Source organism: Paenibacillus caseinilyticus, from assembly GCF_027533645.1.
Classification (GTDB): Bacteria; Bacillota; Bacilli; order Paenibacillales; family NBRC-103111; genus Paenibacillus_G; species Paenibacillus_G caseinilyticus.
This window is the reverse complement of the sequence record NZ_JAQAGY010000015.1, coordinates 152,945-173,892: the sequence shown is the minus strand read 5'-3', so window position 1 is coordinate 173,892 and position 20,948 is coordinate 152,945. Positions and strand designations below refer to the sequence as shown.

At 56.7% G+C, this 20,948-nt stretch carries 18 protein-coding genes and 1 pseudogene; 16 read left to right on the top strand and 3 right to left on the bottom strand.

From position 1 onward, the window contains the following. The first annotated feature begins 105 nt into the window (after positions 1-105). The 7 genes from O9H32_RS21300 (at position 106) to O9H32_RS21270 (ending at position 8,816) form a co-directional block, all read left to right on the top strand. Positions 106-381, top strand: coding sequence for a hypothetical protein (locus O9H32_RS21300; RefSeq protein ID WP_269868141.1), 276 nt, complete (start codon positions 106-108; stop codon positions 379-381). Between the two features lie 142 nt (positions 382-523). Further along, positions 524-1,447, top strand: coding sequence for a stalk domain-containing protein (locus O9H32_RS21295; protein ID WP_269868140.1), 924 nt, complete (start codon positions 524-526; stop codon positions 1,445-1,447). Between the two features lie 461 nt (positions 1,448-1,908). Next, positions 1,909-3,528 (top strand): response regulator, encoded by a 1,620-nt coding sequence (locus O9H32_RS21290; RefSeq protein WP_269868139.1) that lies wholly within the window; start codon positions 1,909-1,911, stop codon positions 3,526-3,528. Further along, complete coding sequence (locus O9H32_RS21285; protein ID WP_269868138.1) at positions 3,525-5,372, top strand: sensor histidine kinase; 1,848 nt, start codon at positions 3,525-3,527, stop codon at positions 5,370-5,372. The genes O9H32_RS21290 and O9H32_RS21285 overlap by 4 nt, the downstream gene beginning before the upstream one ends. A 125-nt stretch (positions 5,373-5,497) precedes the next feature. After that, positions 5,498-6,910 (top strand): ABC transporter substrate-binding protein, encoded by a 1,413-nt coding sequence (locus O9H32_RS21280; RefSeq protein WP_269868137.1) that lies wholly within the window; start codon positions 5,498-5,500, stop codon positions 6,908-6,910. A 200-nt stretch (positions 6,911-7,110) separates the two neighbouring features. Further along, positions 7,111-7,983: a carbohydrate ABC transporter permease gene (locus O9H32_RS21275; protein WP_269868136.1), complete on the top strand. Its 873-nt coding sequence runs from the start codon at positions 7,111-7,113 to the stop codon at positions 7,981-7,983. Beyond that, entirely contained in the window at positions 7,980-8,816 is an 837-nt protein-coding gene (locus O9H32_RS21270) for a carbohydrate ABC transporter permease (protein WP_319946947.1), read from the top strand. The genes O9H32_RS21275 and O9H32_RS21270 overlap by 4 nt, the downstream gene beginning before the upstream one ends. 32 nt (positions 8,817-8,848) lie before the next feature. On the opposite strand, the gene O9H32_RS21265 is transcribed toward O9H32_RS21270, so the two are convergent. Then, positions 8,849-10,234 carry an MFS transporter gene (locus tag O9H32_RS21265; protein ID WP_269868135.1) on the bottom strand — a complete coding sequence of 462 codons (1,386 nt, stop codon included), beginning with the start codon at positions 10,232-10,234 and terminating at the stop codon, positions 8,849-8,851. Between the two features lie 115 nt (positions 10,235-10,349). On the opposite strand from O9H32_RS21265, the gene O9H32_RS21260 reads away from it, so the two are divergent. Beyond that, positions 10,350-11,237: a LysR family transcriptional regulator gene (locus O9H32_RS21260; RefSeq protein ID WP_269868134.1), complete on the top strand. Its 888-nt coding sequence runs from the start codon at positions 10,350-10,352 to the stop codon at positions 11,235-11,237. Between the two features lie 183 nt (positions 11,238-11,420). Here O9H32_RS21260 and O9H32_RS21255 read toward each other — a convergent pair whose 3' ends face one another. Next, positions 11,421-12,209, bottom strand: a complete 789-nt coding sequence (locus O9H32_RS21255; protein WP_269868133.1) for an NAD(P)H-dependent oxidoreductase — start codon at positions 12,207-12,209, stop codon at positions 11,421-11,423. Between the two features lie 144 nt (positions 12,210-12,353). Between O9H32_RS21255 and O9H32_RS21250 the strand changes: the two genes are divergently transcribed. From O9H32_RS21250 to O9H32_RS21220, 7 genes are all read left to right on the top strand, one after another. Continuing rightward, positions 12,354-12,728: a winged helix-turn-helix transcriptional regulator gene (locus O9H32_RS21250; RefSeq protein WP_269868132.1), complete on the top strand. Its 375-nt coding sequence runs from the start codon at positions 12,354-12,356 to the stop codon at positions 12,726-12,728. Between the two features lie 643 nt (positions 12,729-13,371). Beyond that, positions 13,372-14,418: an NAD(P)H-dependent flavin oxidoreductase gene (locus O9H32_RS21245; RefSeq protein WP_269868131.1), complete on the top strand. Its 1,047-nt coding sequence runs from the start codon at positions 13,372-13,374 to the stop codon at positions 14,416-14,418. Between the two features lie 148 nt (positions 14,419-14,566). Further along, positions 14,567-14,809 carry a hypothetical protein gene (locus O9H32_RS21240; RefSeq protein ID WP_269868130.1) on the top strand — a complete coding sequence of 81 codons (243 nt, stop codon included), beginning with the start codon at positions 14,567-14,569 and terminating at the stop codon, positions 14,807-14,809. Between the two features lie 166 nt (positions 14,810-14,975). Then, positions 14,976-15,215: a hypothetical protein gene (locus tag O9H32_RS21235; protein ID WP_269868129.1), complete on the top strand. Its 240-nt coding sequence runs from the start codon at positions 14,976-14,978 to the stop codon at positions 15,213-15,215. A gap of 350 nt (positions 15,216-15,565) precedes the next feature. Continuing rightward, a complete protein-coding gene (locus O9H32_RS21230; RefSeq protein ID WP_406627359.1) occupies positions 15,566-17,881 on the top strand; it encodes a rhamnogalacturonan lyase in 2,316 nt (771 codons plus the stop codon). A 140-nt stretch (positions 17,882-18,021) separates the two neighbouring features. Next, positions 18,022-18,300, top strand: coding sequence for a hypothetical protein (locus O9H32_RS21225; RefSeq protein ID WP_269868128.1), 279 nt, complete (start codon positions 18,022-18,024; stop codon positions 18,298-18,300). A gap of 59 nt (positions 18,301-18,359) precedes the next feature. Then, positions 18,360-18,875, top strand: a complete 516-nt coding sequence (locus O9H32_RS21220; RefSeq protein ID WP_269868127.1) for a RidA family protein — start codon at positions 18,360-18,362, stop codon at positions 18,873-18,875. A gap of 111 nt (positions 18,876-18,986) precedes the next feature. Here the strand turns inward: O9H32_RS21220 and O9H32_RS21215 are convergent. Continuing rightward, positions 18,987-19,948 (bottom strand): annotated as a pseudogene (locus tag O9H32_RS21215) (DMT family transporter). Between the two features lie 149 nt (positions 19,949-20,097). Here O9H32_RS21215 and O9H32_RS21210 point away from each other — a divergent pair. Further along, positions 20,098-20,943 (top strand): metallophosphoesterase, encoded by an 846-nt coding sequence (locus O9H32_RS21210; protein WP_269868126.1) that lies wholly within the window; start codon positions 20,098-20,100, stop codon positions 20,941-20,943. The last annotated feature ends 5 nt before the right edge of the window (positions 20,944-20,948 follow it).

Sequence of the window (20,948 nt, the reverse complement as noted above, 5' to 3'; positions counted from 1 at the left end):
GGAGAATGTGACAACGGTCATATGCCTTCTCTTACGTCGGGATGTATAGTGATATCAATACATTGACGACTGCTTCATTGCAGGAATGGAGAGGGGATGGGCACTATGTGGATGTCGTTGATCGAGTCGAGCGCCAGGTCGGCAATTGAACTGCTCATTGATGCGGTACGGTTATTGGAAGAAACGAAACGTTCCGGGTTGCTGGGCACGGATTACATACAGCATTTGTCCACCGATATCAAGGAGATGGAGCTGGAAGTCGCCAGCCTGCTGGGAGCGGAAGAGGGCAGCGGAGAGATGGACCAGTTGTTTCACCGGGTGTACAGCGAAGAGATGACCATCGATGATTTCATCTCCAGAACCTTACTGGAGACCGCCTGATTCCTTCAAGCCATCGCCTCCAGGCATGGCTTTTTATTTTGGAATCCACTAATTTACATGGGGCGGCAATGCGAGTAGGATAGTGGAGGAGTCCAGGCATGGCTGCTGCGGCTCACGATACACTAGAGAGGGGAAGTCAAGGGTGAAAAGGATCATAGGGGGCTTCGCGCTGGGGCTTCTGATGTCGGCGGCATCGGTTGTCTACGCGTCGGATCGGGTAGAGACATATCTCGTAGATGCGAAATATATCATTCAAGGGAAGCTGATGGAGCTGGGCGAGGAGTATGCAAGCCTGAACTATGAAGGCCACATCTATGTGCCGGTCCGGTTTCTTGCCGAGGAGGCCGGGTTCGGGGTCGAGTACGAAGAGGCGTCACGAACGGTCAAGCTGGAACGCAGCGGACGGTATATTGCCGAATCGGTTGCTGTAGCGCTCGCAAAGCTTGCGGACCCGTCAGCATCTGGTGCCGTCTGGCAGGCCGAACTGCTGGACAGGGACCCGGGTGTGGGCAAGGCCGCGCCGGGAACGGGCGGACCGGTGTGGAAAGTGACCGGTACCGACCCGGCAGGGAACCGCACAACAGTGGTATTGAACGCGGAGAGCGGAGAACAGCTGTCGCTGACGAAAGCGGAAGCGAAGGGAGCGGTCCCTGAGGCTCTCAAGGATAGAGGGAAGGCCTATGCCCTGGCCTTGGATGCTTTCTTGGAGCATGAGCAGGGGCTGGCCGGCGGGAAGACGTACATCGCTGTCGATCCCCATGGCCTTCAAGGGCTGGACGACCAAGAAGTACAGGAAGTATTGAACAAGCTGGGAAGCCATCGGGTTCCGGTGATGAAAGCATCGTATAAGGATTTGGATGCGAAGGGGCTTGTCGATCACGAGAAGAAGAACACGATCGAGGGGGTGCTGCTGGTGATCGAGAAGACGGCCTTGGAGGGGGACGAGCTGGTGATGGACGGGTATGTATATAAAACCGGGACGGGAGCAGCCGGTCTGCGAGTGGCGCTTGCACGTCCAGAGGAAGCCTGGCAGGTGGTCAAGGTCGAAGGAACCTGGGTATCTTAGTTACAGCCGGGCGCGAACGGGTCCTTAATGGCCGGGGCTGTCCCGCCGCCTGCCGGGTACCTGGCGTTCGGTTCGGGGCCGACCGCTGCCTGCCGCAGCCGATGGAGAGCCGCAAGCCATCGCAAGGAAGACGCCAAGACGCCGAGAGGCGTCTTTATTACGTTGAGCGCCCAGCCAAGCCGGGCTTGGCTGGCCGGAATCAGACCGCTCAGGTAAGCAGCCAGTCTTCCGGCATCTGCCGGAAGACTGGCATAGACGGATCCGTTAAAGGGAAACGCCTTCTTTTATAGAAAGTGTAAAGCGTGGGGAACTCACCCGCTATAGGAAACATGACCTGAAATCATTCCTATAATCCAAAGGGAGTCCCATGATGCAAGCGTTCGAATCCATTATAATGGTAGCGTTTACATGCGGGCGTGGATGAAGAGAAAATAAGGTTAAGTACAAGGGGGCGGCACCGAATGATCTTGCGACTGTTACTCGTCGATGACGAGCCGCGGCAGCTGAGGGCGATGATGTCTATTATTCAAGCCCTCAGGCCGGAATATGAAGTGCACACGGCGACGGATGGGCAGGAAGCGCTGACTCTGATGGAGGAGATGTCGGAAGCGTTCGATGTCATCATTACCGATATCCAGATGCCGGTCATGGACGGACTTCAGCTGCTGGAGCGGCTTGTTCAGCGGGGGGACGGGGTGAAGGTGGTCTTGCTCAGCGGCTACGGGGAGTTTGCTTATGCCCAGCAGGCAATCCGGATGGGGATATTCGATTATTTGGTGAAACCCGTAGGCAAGGCGGATATCGAGAGTCTGCTTCAGAAGATGGATCTGGCGCTGCTGAAGGAAAAGCAGGAACACCGGAAGGTGACGGAGCTGACCCGGCGGCTCGGCGATTCCCTGCCGGCTTACCGCGTTCAGCTGCTTCGCCGCTGGCTCCATGGCAGCTCGAGCCCGGATGGAGAAGAGCTTCGAGCCCACATGGCAGCCGCGTACATGGACTGCAGCGGCTTGGTCTACACAGCGAAGCTCTGCCGGGGGAAGATCCATACGGATGAACGGAGACAGGAGCTCCTGACCTGCGTGGGCCGGGAGCTGGCGGAGCGGTTGAGTTCGGGTACCGGGGTCATCTCCCTGACCATGGAAGAAAGTACAGGCCTGCTGGTTACGCTGGTTCTCTGCGAGAGAGATGCTTTCCCGGGCGTGAAGCGCATCGCATCTTGGCTGGAGCAGGGGGCATCCCAGCTTGCAGCCCAATATGAAGTGAACGTAAGGGTCGGCATAGGGCTGCCGCTTGACGCTTCGATATGGGATTCCGGCCCGCAGTGCTACCAGCATGCCGCTCTTGCGCTGGAACAAGGCTTCTTTCACGGTACCCAGCAGGTGGTAGTCTGGGAGGAGCAGCCGCTGAACACGTCAGGATCCATCGATGTATTCGAACGGGAGCAGCAATTCGCCGCTGCCGTCAGCGGGTGTGATGTGGAAGAGACGCATGAGTTCCTGAACCGGCTGGTGGAGCAGACCAAGCGCTGCCGTCCGCTGTCCCCTGCCCAAGTCAAAGCGGATGTAGCCCGGTTAATTCTGAACCGTCTGAGGGAGGCCAAGCACTTGTTGGCCTCGGAAGAGGCGTATACCAGTCTTGCAGGCCTCATTCAGGAGAGAGTGCTGGACTGCGAGGATTACCGCGAGCTCAGGCACTGGGCCAAAAAGCTGGCGTTACAGATTATCGGCCTGTATGAGAGCGCCAGCCAAGACAAGAACAGCCTTGTCATTCACAAATGCAAGGAATATATCCGGGAGCGATGCGGGGAAGAGCTGACGCTGGAGCACCTGGCTCAGAGGTTCCATTTTAACCCGTCGTATTTCAGTACCCTGTTCAAAACGTACACCGGCATGAACCTCACCGACTATCTGACGAAAATCCGGCTCGACCGGGCGCAGCACATGCTGATGAATACGGATGAGAAGATCGCTGATATCGCGCGAAAGGTGGGCTATAAGGAAGCGGGGTACTTTATCCGCTTGTTCAAGAGAGAGAAGGGAACCTCGCCCAAACGATACCGCAGCCTGAACGGAAAGGAATGACTATGAACACCAAGACGCTGTATTCCTTGCCCCGCCGGCTGGGCCTCAAGAGCCAGCTCGTCGTTACCTTTATCGTGTTGATCTCGATCTCGCTGCTGGTGTTCGGGCTGCAATACTTCGATGTCAGCAAGCGCGTCGTCTCCGATATCGTCCAGCGGAACGTCTATGAGATTGTCAAGAAGAACAATCAGATTATGGATACGAAATTAGCGCAGGCCAAGGACAATATCTTATCCTTCCTGGTCGATCAGGAGCTCTACAGCGCGTTATCCTCGATGAAGCCGGAGGACGATTACCAGATTACGCTGCTCGATAAGAAGCTCTCCGCCGTCATGGACAAATATTTCTCCCATCTGCAGGATGTGTACTCCGTTCAGCTCGCGACGAGCTATACGACATTCCGGCCGACGATGCCGCCCAACAGCGGAAGCGGGAAAAATTTCATTCCCGAAGGGACCATCCAGAGAACGGGGATGTACCAAGAAGCGATCCGGCAGGCTGGCCGGATCGTCTGGATTCCGACCTATAATTTCTCCGAAATGTTCGACGTGCCATACATGACGGATGCGAACATTGAATTCCGGTATCTGTTCTCCGCCGTCGAGCTGGTCAACAGCTCTTATTTCGACGGCACTTCCTATTTCACGTCCACGCCGGACATCGAGAAACCTGTGCTGCTTGTCAATTACAAGGAGGATTTTTTCCAGACGATATTCCGGGGAAGCCTGCCGGTTGAGGGCAGCTTTTTCTTCGTGGTCACGAAGGACGGGCAGTACGTGTCCCACCAAGATCCGGCGAATATCGGGCGGAAGGCGGCGTATCCTTGGATCCAGGAAATCACGGAGCAGGGCAGCGGCACTGCCAAATTCGACATCGACGGCCAGAGCGCCATCGTCTCGTTCGATACGTCCCGTGTGACCGGGTGGACATCCGTCGTCGTCATTCCGCCGGACCGGATGCTGGAGGAGTTCTTGGATACGACCAAGACGAACCTCGCGTTCTCCTTGCTGCTCTTGGTGATCCTCTCCTTCCTGATCTCGTATGTGGTGACCGACCGGATTACGAAGCCGGTCCGCAGTCTGCTCAAGGCAATCAAGAAGACGGGCGAGGGCCAGTTCGATATCACGGTAAGTGAACGGGGGAGTATGGAGCTCGTCGTGCTCAGCCAGAAGTTCAAGGAAATGAACGCCAAAATCCAGAAGCTCATCGAGGAAAATTATGAAAGCAAAATTCGCGAGAAGGAAGCCGAGATTACGGCGCTCAATCTGCAGCTGGACCCTCACTTTATGTACAATACGCTGAACCTGATCAATCTGATCTCGGCCGAGAACGGGCAGGAGGAGATCAGCGAGATGATCGTCAGCTTGTCCACCATGCTGAAGTATACGGTGAAGGCGCAGAAGGATCTGGTTCCCTTCAAGGACGATTGGAACTACCTGCAGAGCTATGTGTTCATCATGACGAAGCGGTTCGAGGGACGCTTTCAAGTGGAGTACAGCATGGACCCTGCCTTATTTGCTTATGGGGTGCCGAAGTTCTTCCTGCAGCCGTTCGTGGAGAATGCCTTCGTCCATGCGTTCGATTCGATGAAAACAGGCGGCAGTCTGCACATCAGCGGCTGGATCGATGAGGGTACCCGTACTCGGTATTTCCGGATTGAAGACAATGGCCGCGGCATGGAGCCGGAGAAGCTGCAGCAGCTGCTGGGCGGGGGGACCGGATCGGTGGGCATCCCTAATGTGAACGCCCGTATCAAGATTACGTATGGTGAGGAGTACGGCCTCCAGATGGAGTCGCTGCCAGGGCAAGGAACCACCGTGACGCTTCGTCTCCCGCTCGATTAAAGCGATTACAAAGAAAGTGCAACAACATGAAGAGAATCCCATTTTCCGTGAGGGCGGGTCTTATATACTAATCACTGTAAGGGATGAGGGCATGCACCGATCACCGACATGGAGGGGGCAAGGCAATGAAAGGGAAGCGGAGAAAGACGGCGGCACTGATCAGTTCGATCCTGTTATCGGGGATGGTAGTCAGCGCATGTTCTGGCGGCGGGGGCAGCCCGGCCGCAGAGCCGAAGAACAATGAGGCGGCCTCGGGAGAACAGAAGAAGCAGCCGGTGAAGCTGAAATTCACTTATTGGGGCAGCCCGGACGAGAAGAAAGCGATCGAGAAGGCCACGAAGAAGTTCACCGAGAAATACCCGTGGATTACAGTGGAAACGGTACAAATTCCGAATTCCGACTACAATACGAAGCTGACCGCGATGGCGGCCGCCAATGACATGCCTGACACCGGATACATGACGGGCGATCTCGGCGATACCTGGGCCAAACAGGGCAAGTTCGTGAACCTGTTCGAGATGCTGAACAAGGACCAGGAGATCAAGAAGGAGGACTTCCTCGATACGATCTGGTACAAACAGTCGCCGGATAACGCCTGGGGGATCAGTACGGCCGGCGAAGCGTTCGGCCTGTTCTACCGCAAGGACCTGCTGGAAAAGGCAGGGGTTTCCATGCCTCCGGCGAAGGCCGATCAAGCTTGGACATGGGATCAATTCGTGGATGCCGCCAAGAAGCTCACGCTCGATAAATCGGGCAAGAATGCCACGGACCCCGGCTTCGATCCGAAGAACATCAAGCAGTACGGCGTTACCTTCGAGACGTGGAACGAGCCGCTGAACAACTTTATTTACAGCAACGGCGGCGACTGGGTCTCGAAGGACGGGAAGGAATTCACGCTGAACAAGCCGGAGGCTGCGGAAGCGATCCAGAAGCTGGCCGACCTGATCAACGTGCATCATGTCGCCCCGTCTCCGCTCGCCGCCAAATCGCTGCCGGCGATGAATGTGGCGCTCCAGTCGGGCATCTCGGCGATGGCGGTCGGCGGCCAATGGATGAACCTGGATCTTGGCAATGCCAAGGTGAATTACGACATTGGCGTGCTGCCTAAGCTGAAGACCAGCCTGACCGTGGGCGTGAGCGGGGCGACTGTGTTCTTCAAGGATTCCAAACACCCGGAGGAGGCCTGGATGCTCTTCAAGTGGATGTCGAATCCCGAAGGGGCGGTCGAGCTGTATTCCGGCGGGCTCTGGATGCCGACGATGAAGAAGTGGTACACCGATCCCGCGCTCGTGGCGAAGTGGGTGGATGCCAATCCGGCGGCGCATCCGCCGGGCTTCAAGGATGCGATGATGAATCAGTTCATGAATCATTCGGTGCCCGGCTCGACGTACTACTTGAAGAACTATGCCAAAATCAACTCCATGGTCATCTCCAGCCTGGATCCGGTGTGGCTCGGCAAGCGGAGCGCGCAGGAAGTGCTGGACGAGATTGCGAAGCAGGTCCAGCCGGAGGTACAGGGCAGATATGATACCAAGTAAATATGATACCAAGTAAATATGACGCCAAGTAATGCCGGGTTCCGGCACAGGGGGATGGAGTGCTGCTCCGCCCCCGCCATCTTAATGTGAAGGGAGCCGTGACTCCATTGATCCAGGCAGCAGTCTCCAAAGCGGCAGTGCAGCCCGCGAGGCGTGTGCGGAGAAAGAATCTGGCCGCTGGCTTGCTATTCACTTCTCCTGTGTTAATCGGCTATGCCGTCTTCATCGTCATCCCGCTGGTCATGACGTTCTTCTTAAGCTTTACCGATTACTCGATCGGCGGGCCGATGAGCTTCGTCGGGTGGACGAACTATGAGGATATGTTCACGGGCAAGGATATTTTTTTCTACCCGGCGGTGAAAGCAACGATCTATTATGTGGGCGTCAGTGTGCCGCTGATCATCGGATTCTCCTTCGCCATGGCGATCCTGCTCAATCAGAACATCCGGGCCCGGGGGTTCTTTCGCGGCGTGTTCTACCTTCCGGTCGTCATTCCGATGGCATCGGCGGGGATCATCTGGATGTGGATGCTCCAGCCGGACTTCGGCATCGTGAATCACCTGCTGCGGGAGGCGGGACTGCCGACCTCGCCATGGCTCGCCTCCGATACCACCGTAATCCCGACGCTGATCCTGTTCGCCTTATGGAACTGCGGCAGCACGATTGTGATCTTTTTGGCCGGTCTGCAGAGCATTCCCGCCCATTTGTATGAAGCGGTGGAGATCGACGGGGGTTCCGCCTGGCATAAGCTCGTTCATATTACGATTCCCATGAGCTCGCCGATTATTTTTTTCAACACGGTGATCGGGTTCATCAACGCCTTCCAGACCTTCGTCCAGCCGGCGGTCATGACCAGCGGCAGTTCCGGCAGCGGCGCCGCATCGATGGGCGGACCGGATAACGCCAGCTTGATGTATGTGCTCTATTTGTTCCAGAACGCCTTCCGCTTCTCGAAGATGGGGGCGGCGAGCGCGAACTCCGTCCTTTTATTCTTGGTCACGCTCGGGTTTACCTTGGTGATATTCCGGTTCTCCCGGTCACTGGTGCATTATGAAGGAGATGGGACCAAATGATGCGAAAGCAACAATACGCCGCCCAGACGGTGATCTATTTGCTGCTTATAGGCGGTGCGGTTCTCACACTGTTTCCATTCTATTGGATGCTCAAGACCGCCCTGGTCGGCATGGATGGGGTGTTCGAGGCGACGCCGTCATTCATTCCGAAGAGCTTCGAATTCCATAATTTCGCCGATGCATTGCAGGCCCAGCCATTCGGGCGCTTCTTCTTCAACAGCGGGGTGGTCACGATAGCCAATATTATCGGCGTACTCCTCACCAGCTCCTTGTGTGCCTACGGGTTCTCCCGAATCGATTGGCCGGGGCGGGATAAGGTGTTCGGCCTCATGCTGACGGCGCTCATGCTGCCGTTCGCGGTCGTCATGATCCCCCAGTTTATCGGCTGGCGGATGCTGAATTTGACGGATACGCTCGCGCCATTGATTTTGCCGTCTTTTTTCGGCGGCGGCTTGTTTAATATCTTTTTGCTGAGGCAGTTTTTCATGGGCATTCCCAGAGACCTGGATGAGGCGGCCTTCATGGATGGCGCGAGCCACTTTACGGTCTACAGCCGGGTGATCCTGCCGCTCAGCTCCCAATCGATGATCGTCGTCGGCTTATTCACTTTCCTGAACAGCTGGAACGATTATTTGGCCCCGATGATCTATCTTTCCTCCGAGAAAAATTATACGTTGATGCTCGGTCTTACTTTATTTCAGGGCGCCTATTCCTCCCAATGGAATCTGATGATGGCGGCGGTGGCCATCGTCGTCCTGCCTTCGCTTATCGTATTTCTGTTCGCCCAGCGTTATTTCATTGAAGGCATTGCCATGACCGGGATCAAAGGCTGACGGGCTGACGGTAAGGGGGGGATGGCCGCTCCCTACGACTCCTGCAGCTGCCCTGATTCCCGGCGGCGCCGATTCATGAATACCAGGGACAATGCAATGGCGGTAAGGATCAATCCAAGCACCCGAAATCCCCCGAAGCTGAACTGATCACCCATGACAATCCCGATCAGCAAGGAAGAGAGAATGGTTCCGAGGTATCTTGATGTATTGAAGAGTCCGGATGCTACTCCGATGATTTCCTTGGGCGAGCTTTTGAACATAGCCGCTTGCATAGCGACACCGTTCAACCCGTTGCTGATCCCGAATGCCGCCAACGCCGCACACACGCCGATCACCGGCGAAGTCGGATTCCATGTCACGATCCATACGGACCCCAGCGTCATCAGTATGCCGGATAGCAGCAAGGCCGGCCGGGGGCCAGATCGATCAATCCATCGTCCTGCTAGGGGGGAGACAACGAGCGAGCACAAACCCAAGCTCAGCATGAGCATCCCAGTATGGAATTCATTGACATGACGTACCATCTGCAAGTAGGACGGAAGCCCGAAGAAGATCGAGTAAAAGAGTACGTTCACGAGCATGAACTCGACATTGACCCAAGTCATCTCGGGATATTTGGCGAATGTGCGCAAAGGAATAAAGGGGGAAGCCGCTCTTAACTCATGCCGCACGAAGACTGTAAGCAGCACGAGGCCTATCAACAGAGCCGTGGCGTTGAGTAATGAGAGATGACCGGATGATTTGGCAGACAGTAATCCGACGAGCAGAGCCACCAGACCCGCGGTGAAGAGCAGGATTCCTGACGCATCCATCACATTCAACCATCGGCGAAAGGACATGCCCCGTGCAGCGGACAGCGGCGGCTCGTCCTTGGGAATATGCCTTGAGGCCAATAGGTAGCTCGCCGCCGCGAACGGTATATTGACCCAGAAGATAGCAGGCCAATCCCACCAGTGAATCAAGACTCCGCCAACAAAAGGGCCAATCGCTGCGGCTCCGGACAGGAAGATGGACAGCACAGATAGTGCTGCCGCTTGTTTCTCTGTAATATGAATTCGCACCAAGGCCATTCCAACCGCAACCATCATGCTGGTCCCGATGGATTGCACGATGCGCAGTACGATGAGCCACCCAAAGTTTGGCGATAGCGGGGCGAGTATGGAGGCGACGAAGGCTACGACAAGCCCGATAAGAAATAGGTTCCTGCGGCCGAATACATCGCTGGCTTTTCCCATGACAGGTTGTGCGATGCTGCTTGCAATATAGAAAGAAAAAATAATCCAGGAAACCTCTGTAAAATTAAGTTGATACACATTTTGCAGTCTTGCAATAGCTACGGAAACCATCGAAGAATTCAATGGATTCAACAGGATCCCGAGTCCAATGGAAATCATCAGCCACTTGCTGCCTGTATTCATGTGTGTGCTCCTCCCTACCAAGTGTATTGATGTCATCTTACATAGAATCGGTTATTTATTCCAACGCATTCTATGTTATGATTTCATTGACTTGGAAGAATGAATGGAGGGGCGAATGGAACTTCTTCAACTGCAATATTTTATCGCGGTAGCCCGAGTGGAGCATGTAACCGAAGCTGCACGAAGTCTGCACGTGACTCAATCGTCACTAAGCAAAACGATTCAACGTCTGGAGGAGGATCTGGGGGTCCCTCTGTTCGATCGAATAGGGAGGAAGCTGCGGCTCAATGAGTTCGGCATCCGATTCCTCCACCGTGCGGAAAGGGCTTTATTCGAATTGGAACAGGGGAAACAGGAGATCAGCGATTTATCCAGCCCGGAACATGGCACACTTGCATTGGCGGTGACTGCCGCAAGCGCGCTGCCAAGTATCCTTCGGGAGTTTCGGAAAAAGCGGCCTTATATCCAATTTCATGTGCAGATGCTGACCACGCAGGAAATGGTTACGCTTCTTCATCGAGGAGAGGTCGATTTCTGTTTGTCCTCGCCTTCTATACAAGGAGATGACATTGAATGCCAAGTCGTGTTCAATGACCCTATCCTTGTAGCTGTTCCCAAGGGACACCGGCTGGCAGACCGCAGCAGCGTAGCCTTGACCGAGCTAAGGGATGAATGGTTCGTTGGTGTAAAGAGAGGCTACGGTACGCGTGATCTGGTGGACTCCATGTGCAAATCGATTGGATTTGTACCTAACTATGTGTATGAGGGGGATGAACCCGCAAGGCTCAGCGCGCTCGTGGAAGCCGAGATTGGCATTGCCTTCATACCAAGTACGGCAAGGAATTCACAGGAACAGATCCACTATCTCCAAGTGGAGGACCATGAATTGGTCCGGGAGATCGCTTTATTATGGCACCGGAGCCGGTACATCTCGCGGACGGCTCTGGAATTCCGGGATGTGGTTGTTGAATATTTTGGGTCGATATCCAGGCAGACCCTATAATTCAGCTTGCGTCCAGCGTCAGGCTAATGGAACATGATAACGAAAGAAGCGATACACAAATAACGAAGGAGCAGCTCTGGCCGCTTCTTCGTTATTTGTGCATAGAACCTATAAATCCTTTGCACATATCGTAAGGTCAACTGACAGGGGCGATTTCCTTACGATCTCCCCATCAGGCTCCAGTCATAGTGTCTCCACGCCTTCGGCGATGTGAGCCATCAAGCCAGTTCGTCCGATGGCAATGTCGCTTGCAAGCACATGGCTGTCCGGATAATCCCCGCCGTTCTGATGTCGGAACGCAACGGGCTCCTCCTCGAATAGACGCTCGAGACGCAAACGCCAGGCTGTCATCGCCGCGTCGATGTCGGCTGCCGTCATGCGATCGGTTCCGTAGACGGCATGGGTAGGCAGCACATCCATTCCGGGGTAGAAGAGGATGCCGTGAGTAATGGGGAACAGCAATTGCTCCAGCGGTCCATTGATTCCTCGCGGCGAATAATCCTTCTCGGGCCCTCCGGCAGCCACGGACAGCATAGCCCGCTTTCCCTTTAGCATGCCATCGCCGTAGCGGTAGCGATTCCCTTCGCCCTTAAAGCCATAGGCGAAACCATAAGCGAAGACCCGTTCTACCCACCCCTTGAGAATAGCCGGCATGCTGAACCACCACAGAGGAAACTGCAAGATCACCGCGTCGGCAGCAAGAAGTTTCTGCTGCTCCATCGCGACGTCCGCCGTTTGACGGCCAGTCGAATAGGCGTGCGCTGACTCTTTAATAAAGGATAACCGTTCCGGATGGGCTCGATCCGGGAAGTCGCGCCCATCGAACACGGCCTTCCAGTCCATTCCGTACAGATCGGACAACATGACTTCGTGCCCTTGCTCCTGAAGTGTTTGTACAGCCGTCTCTACGAACTGGTTAGTCAACGAAGCGGGCTCGGGGTGCGCATAAACGATCAATACCTTCTTTGACATGACTCCACTCTCCCTTTGTATTGGCGTACGACGTCTTTAATAAGTGCCGTATGAGTGTTATATTAAAGTGAATATTGAATTTAGTGAAGTACGCATAATTTTATAATATAGTATTAAAAATCAAACTAATAGAGGGCGATGGCTGTGGGAGATCGCAAAAAAAAGCTCGAAGCGAAAGTGGAAGTGTGTCCTGTCGAAACAACTTTGAATGTCATCGGGGGCAAATGGAAAGCGATCATTCTGTTTCATCTTATCGATGGCCCAAAGCGATTCAGTGAATTCCGGCGGCTCTACCCGGGAATGACGCAATTTATGCTTACTTTGCAGCTCCGCGAGCTTGAACGGGATGGCATTATTCACCGTGAAGTGTATAAACAGGTGCCCCCTAAAGTGGAATACTCGCTGACGGAATTCGGAGTGACGTTGAAGCCGATTATCCAAGATATGAAGAAGTGGGGAGTAACCTACAAGAACAGAGTTGACGACATACGGCAGCAGACGGCAGTGCAGGAGCCTTGAATACCAAGGCTTTGGGGCGGAACCGTGACTATACCTTTGGTGAAATCCGGCGCTGGCGCGTCTAGGATGGAGGGTAGGGGATTTTTTATGGCAAAAGGGGCTCTAGACGCGGCCATTGGTTTGACACATCGGTCTGCTGGACAGGGGTGTGACGACCGGCAGGCGTCTTTTTTGCGTTGCGCAGGAGGTGGCGGTATATCGTAGAGCCCCACCTCTCATCCCCCTGACAGGGGTATAAGAAGAAAATGACACGCGTTAACAATATATTTGTAATTAATATACTTGTTTACACATATTTCGCCTGCAGGAACTCCCCCCGCATGGATAAGTGAGACGTTTACCTATTTACGGATCCGGCCTTAGGCTTCCCCATGACCATGTACTGCAAAAGCTTGTAATAAATATACTTGCTATCACTCTTATATATCTGCTAGAACCAACACACCGTATCTAGAAACAAAAATTATAACCCACAAGATTATCCCTTCCTTTGTACATTCGAAAAATCCAAAGTTGCAAAGGGAATAAAACCATAGAAGCAAAAGAACATGTTGGCAATACTACGTTGTGATATAGAAGCAGGACGATTAAACTGGTAGCAGGTGCTATATATCCATATGGTGGAAAGAGGGGAGGCTTACGGATGACTCTTTTATGGTCTTATCCGATCATTGCCGCGCCTATGGCCGGCGGGGTGTCGACGCCGGCTCTGGCGGCGGCCGTATCGAATGCCGGAGGACTGGGGTTTCTGGCCGCGGGCTACAAGACGGAGGCGGCGCTCCGGGCGGAGATTGAAGCCGTGCGTGGGCTGACGAACGCGCCTGTTGGCGTCAATCTGTTCGTGCCCGGCTCGGAAGAAGCAGACGAGGCCGGGCTTGAGAGATACCGCGTGCGGATGAACTCCGAAGCGCAGCGTCTCCAAGTACAGCCGGGCGAAGCGCTGTATGATGACGACGAGTGGGAAGGGAAGCTGCGGGTTGTGCGCGAGCTCCGTGTGCCCGTAGTCAGTTTCACGTTCGGGTGCCCGTCCAAGGGGGTCTTGATGGAGCTGAAGGGGCTGGGAACGACGGTTGTCGTGACGGTAACGTCCCTGGAAGAAGCGCTGCTCAGCGTTGAGGCAGGGGCAGACGCGCTGTGCGCACAGGGCGTAGAGGCTGGTGGCCACAGGGCTTCCTTCGGCAACCGGATGCCGGACCGGGAGGCCTTGAGCCTCCTGGTACTGCTGCGCCAAGTCCGGCAGGCCGTCTCCGTACCGCTCATCGCCGCCGGCGGACTGATGCACGGAGGCGATGTAGCCGCCGTGCTCAGCGCGGGGGCAGAAGCGGCGCAGCTCGGCACGGCGTTCCTGCTGTGCCCGGAGAGCGGTACGCATCCGGTGCACAGGGCGGCGCTGACGGATGGCCGCTTCACGGAGACTGCGTTGACCCGGGCGTTCACCGGTCGGCGGGCGAGAGGCCTGGTGAACCGGTTCCTGGCCGAGCATGCGGATGCGCCTGCGGCCTATCCGCAGATTCAACATCTGACCAGGCCGATCCGCAAAGCATCCGGTGACCTCGGGGAAGCGGATGCGATGTCGCTGTGGGCTGGGCAAGGCTACAAGCTGGCCAGGGAACTGCCGGCAGGTGAACTGATCGGGGTACTGGTGCGGGAAGCGAGAGAGGCGCTCGCATCCACAGCCGGCCGGTTGTAAGTTGGGGCCGGGCAGCAGGATAGTGATCCGCTCCTTGAGCTATCTCCCCAAATCCCGGCCCCGTGACGAACTATTATTTTTATACGACAAGGATAGGCAAGGAAGCGAATCCAACCGGGATCCGCAAGAACCCAGTCAGGAGCTGACGATGGACAAAGAGATACAGCTGGCTGTCGAGAAGATCGAACAGCTCAACATCCGCAACCAAAGGGCGATGATGGAGCTCATCCGCCGGAGCATGAAGCTTACCGAAGACGACTTTATTAAAGAACTGCTGCTCGCTTACGCACAGCGCAACCCCGTACATATTCTGGAGATTTCCATTGCGCTGCAGTATGAAGAAATGATCAAAACGCTCCCCGACAAGTTCGTCTGGTCCGGTGAGGGCTAAGCGTCATCCGTGACGGTGCCAAGGGGTATGAAGAGCCCTGACAAACGCACGAAAGAATTAGCCTCTCTTCATGGGGATTCATCTTCTATGGAAGTTCGGTGGCCGCAGGGACAAGTCCGTGTTTTTGGGGTAAGAAGGAGGAAGAAAGAAAAGAGGAGGTGCAGGCATGAAGTACGAACCAAGTGAAGCTGCAACCGTAACATCCGCCGTGGGATCGGAGCAGCCCGAAATATCGCCGGGCACGGCCACGCCGGAGATTGTTCCCGAACGGCTGCCCGAGATTACCCCGAGCCAGCCGTCGGAAATCCCGGCGAAGCCCATCCCGGAGATCCGTCCGGATCCCGCGGGACCCGAAATTAAACCTGGAGCCGTACCGCCCGAAATACCGGGTGAACAAGTCGGATAAGGCGGCTGGTTTCGTAGAGTTGGTTCCACAGAACGGGTACCATAGAAGAGCATGTTATAAAAGCGAAGAAAGTGCGGAGAGGCTTCCGCACTTTCTTTTTTATATATGAGCATTTATATCTCGCCAGGGCTCGATTCTGTAATCTTATATATCTTATAAACGCGCATCGTCCTTATAGGACGGCGAAGCCGTTTATCTTGTGTGGGTGGAGGCAAGAGAAGGGCAGTTCTGCAAGATTGTGCAAGCCGGCTGCAGGCTGCAGCGCAAGATAGTCCCATGGCGGATGAAGAAGACGAGCGGTATGGTAAGGAGGATGGATCAAGGCAGCATACCAAGGGAGGAATGAAATTATGGTGAAGAAAGCTAGATCTGCAGCAGAATCTGGGAGAGGAAAAGGAGCCGCGGCCCGCAGCGGCGCAGTAACGCGGAAAGCGGGTCTGCTTCTGCTCGGCACATCACTTGCCGCAGTCCTGTACGCTCCGCCATCGGCAGTGGTGCGTGCGGATGAAGCTGCCAGTGCGGCGCCGACAGGTGTGAAGCGCCACATGGAGACTCTTGACAGGGGCGTGGTTGCCGTGGAAGCGGATGGCGGCAACTTCGTTTCCTGGCGCCTGCTGGGCACGGATCCCGTTGATATCGCTTTCAATTTGTATCGGGGCAAGGAAAAGCTAAATAAAAAGCCGCTGGCCGGCGGCACGAATTTCCTGGATGCCAAGGGGAAGGGGAACTCCAAGTATACGGTCCGGCCTGTCGTGAACGGCAAGGAGCTGCCAGCGGCGGGGGAGAGCGCCACCGTATGGGGCAGCACTTACCTGGATATTCCCATTACGGCTCCTGCGGGTGGGACGACACCCGACGGCGTAGCCTATACGTATAATGCCAACGACGCTTCCGCCGGGGATCTGGACGGCGACGGAGAATATGAGCTCATCCTGAAGTGGGATCCGTCGAACTCCAAAGACAACTCGCAAAAAGGATATACTGGGAATGTGTATGTCGATGCCTATAAGCTGGACGGTACGCGCTTGTGGCGGATCGACCTCGGACGCAATATCCGGGCTGGCGCACATTATACGCAGTTCATGGTATATGACCTGGACGGCGATGGCAGGGCCGAGGTGAGCTTCAAGACGGCGGACGGCACCGTTGACGGAACCGGCACGGTGATCGGCGACCCGAATGCGGACTACCGGAACAGCGGGGGTTATGTCCTGGAAGGGCCGGAATTCCTGACGGTCTTCGAGGGGAACACGGGCCGCGCCCTGCAGACGGTGCCCTACGATCCGCCACGGGGCACTGTCACGGATTGGGGCGACGGATACGGCAACCGGGTCGACCGCTTCCTCGCAGGCGTCGCTTACCTCGACGGCGAGCGGCCGAGCCTCATTTTTGCACGGGGCTACTACACACGCGCAGTCGTAGCCGCTTACGATTGGCGGGACGGGAAGCTCGCCAAGCGGTGGACGTTCGATACCAATGAATCCGGCAACGAGGGCTACCGCGGGCAGGGCAACCACAACCTCGGCGTAGCGGATGTGGATGGCGACGGCCGGGATGAGATCATCTACGGGGCAGCCGCCATTGACGATAACGGGAAGGGGCTCTATACGACAGGACTCGGTCACGGCGACGCGATGCACCTTGGCGACCTCGATCCGGAGCATCCGGGAATGGAAGTGTTCCAGGTACACGAGAGCAAGCCGAACCGGGCCGGGATCGAATACAGGGATGCCGACAGCGGCGAGCTGATCTGGGGCGTGCCGACGACCATTGATGTAGGCCGAGGCGTCTCGGCGGATATCGACCCGCGCTACAAGGGGGAGGAAGTGTGGGCGATCGACGGCGCCTGGAATTCTCCAACCGGGGGCCTGTATTCCGCGAAGGGCGAGCTGATCTCCACTTCGATCCCGGGAGCGAACTTCGCGATCTGGTGGGACGGCGATCTTCAACGGGAGGTGCTCGACCACACGTGGACCGAGCCGAACGGCGTCGGGAAGATAGACAAGTGGGATTACACGAATGCGAAGCCGGTCAACCTCCTCACAGCGGATGGAACCCTGTCGAACAACTGGACGAAAGGCAATCCGAATCTGCAGGCGGATCTCCTAGGCGACTGGCGGGAGGAGGTCATCTGGCGTAAGGCGGACAATACCGCCCTGCGGCTCTATACCACGGCAGCGCCTACGGATACGCGCATCCCTACGCTGATGCATGATCCGGTCTACCGTCTCGGTATCGCCTGGCAGAATACGGCGTACAACCAGCCGCCGCATCCGTCATTCTATCTTGGCGAGGGCATGAAGGCTCCGGGCCGCCCCGCTATCTACACGAAGGCGTCCGCCAAGGTCTCCGTCACGCCGTCTGTGCTCAGCCGCAGATCTGGCGGGGGCTCGGCGCCGCTGCTGGCTGCCGTCACGGCGCAGCCTGGACAAGGGACCCCCTTCGGCGAAGCCCGCTCGGCTTCCGTCACGGTGAACGGGCAAACCTTTGCTGCGGAGCGTGTACACGGGGAAGGCAAAGCTGGCGTGTACGGCGTGAAGATCGACCGCCGCAAGGTGATCGGGGCGCTGGACGGGCTGAAGGGCGAGGCCGTTATCGAGGTTACCCTCGAGCTTGAGGGGGGCGTCCGTCTCACCGGGACCGACCGTATCCGCATTACCGACTAGCCGGGTCCCTAGTCCGAATCGCAGGTGCAAAGAGGAGAGCTGCAGGGGATGCGGCTCTTCTTTTTCTTTGATAAGATTAGGGAATATATGGAATATGGAGCGGTGAAGGGCAGGGGATTAGGGGAGGAGGCAAGGATCAGATGAACGAAGTAAAGAAGCGCCTGCGCATCACTGCCGCGATGGTCGTATGGTTATGCGGATCTGCTGCTGGAGCAGCCTACCTGCTGAGTACAGATAAACATAGCGCGTACATCAACATGCTTTTTTTCTTCACGCTGCTGTTCTTAGGGCTAAGCGCAGGCCATACGGCCGTTCTGCTGGTCCTGCTCCAAAGAAAACACAAAATCAGGAGGAAGGAAATTCCACATATACAGCGAAAGGTAGAGAAGGAGCAGCCCGAGATTGAAACAAAAGAGTAGACAGGTCCTAACGGTCGCGCGGCACAATGGCGCTGGGACGGAGAGAAGGAGTCATCCCTATGAATCCAACGCCTGAATCATTATCCGGACCGCAATCGCTGTCCCGTACGAATGAAGGTGAGCCGGAATCGGTGCAAGCGCGGCTGGAAGCCTTGGGCATTGCGCTGCCGCAAGCTTCGGAGCCCGCAGCCAAGTACGCGAACTATGTCATCGTGAATGGCTTGATGTTCGTGTCCGGCAAGGGACCGGCGGGCAAGCCAAGGGGCAAGCTGGGTGCGGAATTCGCAACGGAAGAAGGATATGCTTATGCCCGGAGCACAGGCGTCGAAGTGCTTGCCGTGCTGCAGTCGGCACTGGGCTCGCTGGACCGCGTGAAGCGGGTCGTGAAAGTGCAGGGGTTCGTGAACGCCGATCCCGCCTTCGAAGAGCACCACAAAGTGCTGAACGGCTTCTCGGATCTGATGCTGGAGGTGTTCGGCGAGCAGGGCACGCATGCGCGCTCGGTCTTCGGGGCGAGCTCCCTCCGGGACAACCTGCCTGTGATCGTCGATTCCATCTTTCAGGTGGAAGAGTAACGGGGAACGCCGCTAAGCCCTGCCGGAGCCGCATCAGCGGTCCGTGCAGGGCTTGGATCCGGCAGCCGGGGAGGCTGCCTTGGGGCGACGGGCCGCCGGCTGCGGAACAGCTCACCCGGATGAGGGAGCGGATAAGTGCTCGGTCCGGCGCGAGGCCCGCACGGACCAGGCGCTCTGGGCGGCCATGCCGAGGCAGATCAGCGCCATCCCGAGCCAGCCCCACACGGCGGGCAGGGGTGCCGACAGAATCAGGACTTCGCCGATGACCGCGAAGAGCACTTCGAGCGATTGGGTCGCTTCGACCGCGCCGAGCTTCTGCATGTCGCCGTGCACCGCGTCCGTGGCCCGGAAGAACAGCGCCGTCGCGATGATGCCTGACAGAATAGCGACGAGCGCCGACTGGAAGACGAGACCAGAGCTCGGCACGCCCGATTCGATCCAGCCGAAGACGGCGAGCAGGAGCCAGAACGGCATACTAAGCAGCGTCATGCCGAGGAGCCGCTGGGTGGCGCTGAGCCGTCCGCTGCAGAGATCCATCATCTTGCGGTTGCCGAGCGGATAGGCGAAGGAGGCGAGCAGGACCGGGAGGAGGCCCAGCAGCAGCGCGGATGGATCGTTCCAGGTGAAGTGCTCGGCTTGGATGAGCAGGATGCCCAGCAGAATCATGAGCGAGAAGCCCATCCCGCGCCAAGGGACGGTTCCCCGGACGAGCCGCCCGTCCTTGTTCTGCTTGAAGAGCGGAGCGAGCAGCGAACCGGAGATGATCGTAATCTGCCACGTTCCGGCGATCAGCCACCCCGGGCTGTAGTCCGAGGCCAGACATAGCGGCGCGTAGACAGGCCGAAGCCGACGCAGCTCCAGAGCAGCCAAGCGCCTGGATTCCTGCGGATCTCCGCCCACAGCGGCGGCAGGCGATGCCGTCCGACCAGGAGGATCAGCAGGGGAACCATGAAGAAATACCGCAGGGAGGCATTCCACATCCACGAGCCGCCCGATAGCGAGATGGAGCGGTTCAGCACGAAGGTGAAGGCGAAGAAAAAAGCGGCGCATATGCCGATGAGGATCGGGCGCACGAAAGATCCCACCTTTGACCAGAATGGTTTACTTGCGGCTCTTTATGTATAAGCGAATCTTTATTGTACCGAACCTTGCCCTCCTTTGTCATCATAAAAAAGCAGGTTGACCCTATGCGCTCTACGAATAGGGATGAAAGGAGCGAGCCATGAAGATCAGCATAATCTCGGATCTGCATATCGACACCTACCGGCAGAAAGCGCCGATGAGCGTAATCGATGCGCTTTGTACCGTCGTGAACGAACGGGGATCGGAGCTGCTCCTGATCGCCGGGGACCTGTCGAGTCATTACCGCAGCACCCTGGAGGCGCTGGAAGAAATCGAGCGCCGGACGGGCATCCCCTGCCTGATGGTTCCGGGCAATCATGACGTGTGGAACGCTAAGGAGCCGGAGCTCGGCACGTGGGAGATTTACCGGCGGCTGCTCGAGTACCCGCGCAATCTGGGCAGGGCGCCGTACCAAGTGAACCGGGAGTGGGTCGTGATCGGGGACTTGGGATGGTACGATTTTTCATTCGGCGACAGGGCGTTCACAGAAGAGGCATTCGGGCGGATGGAGCGGGACGGCCGCGTCTGGAGCGACAGGGAATTTGCTCCGTGGGATCGTCCGGCACCCGAGGTGCACCGGTATTTTCTCAGTAAGCTGGAGGCCCAGCTCGAAGCCCACCGGGAGCGGAACATTGTGCTGGTCACCCACGTGGTGCCGCACCGGCACTTCACGGTTCCCCTGCCGAATGAAACCTGGCGGTACTTCAACGCCTTCCTGGGAAGCGAGGCGTATGCGGAGCTGATCGCCAGGTACTCCGATTCAATCCGGTATGCGGTGTGCGGGCATGTCCATTACCGGAGGCGTCACCGTTATCACCAGACCGAGCTGATCTGCGCCTGCTTCGGTTATGGGAGCGAGTGGAGAACCTCCGACATGCTGGAGGAGATGCGTCTGGCCGTCGTCGACCTCGATCTCGGCCCCGGGCCGGCCGCAGCCGGCAAGTAAAATAC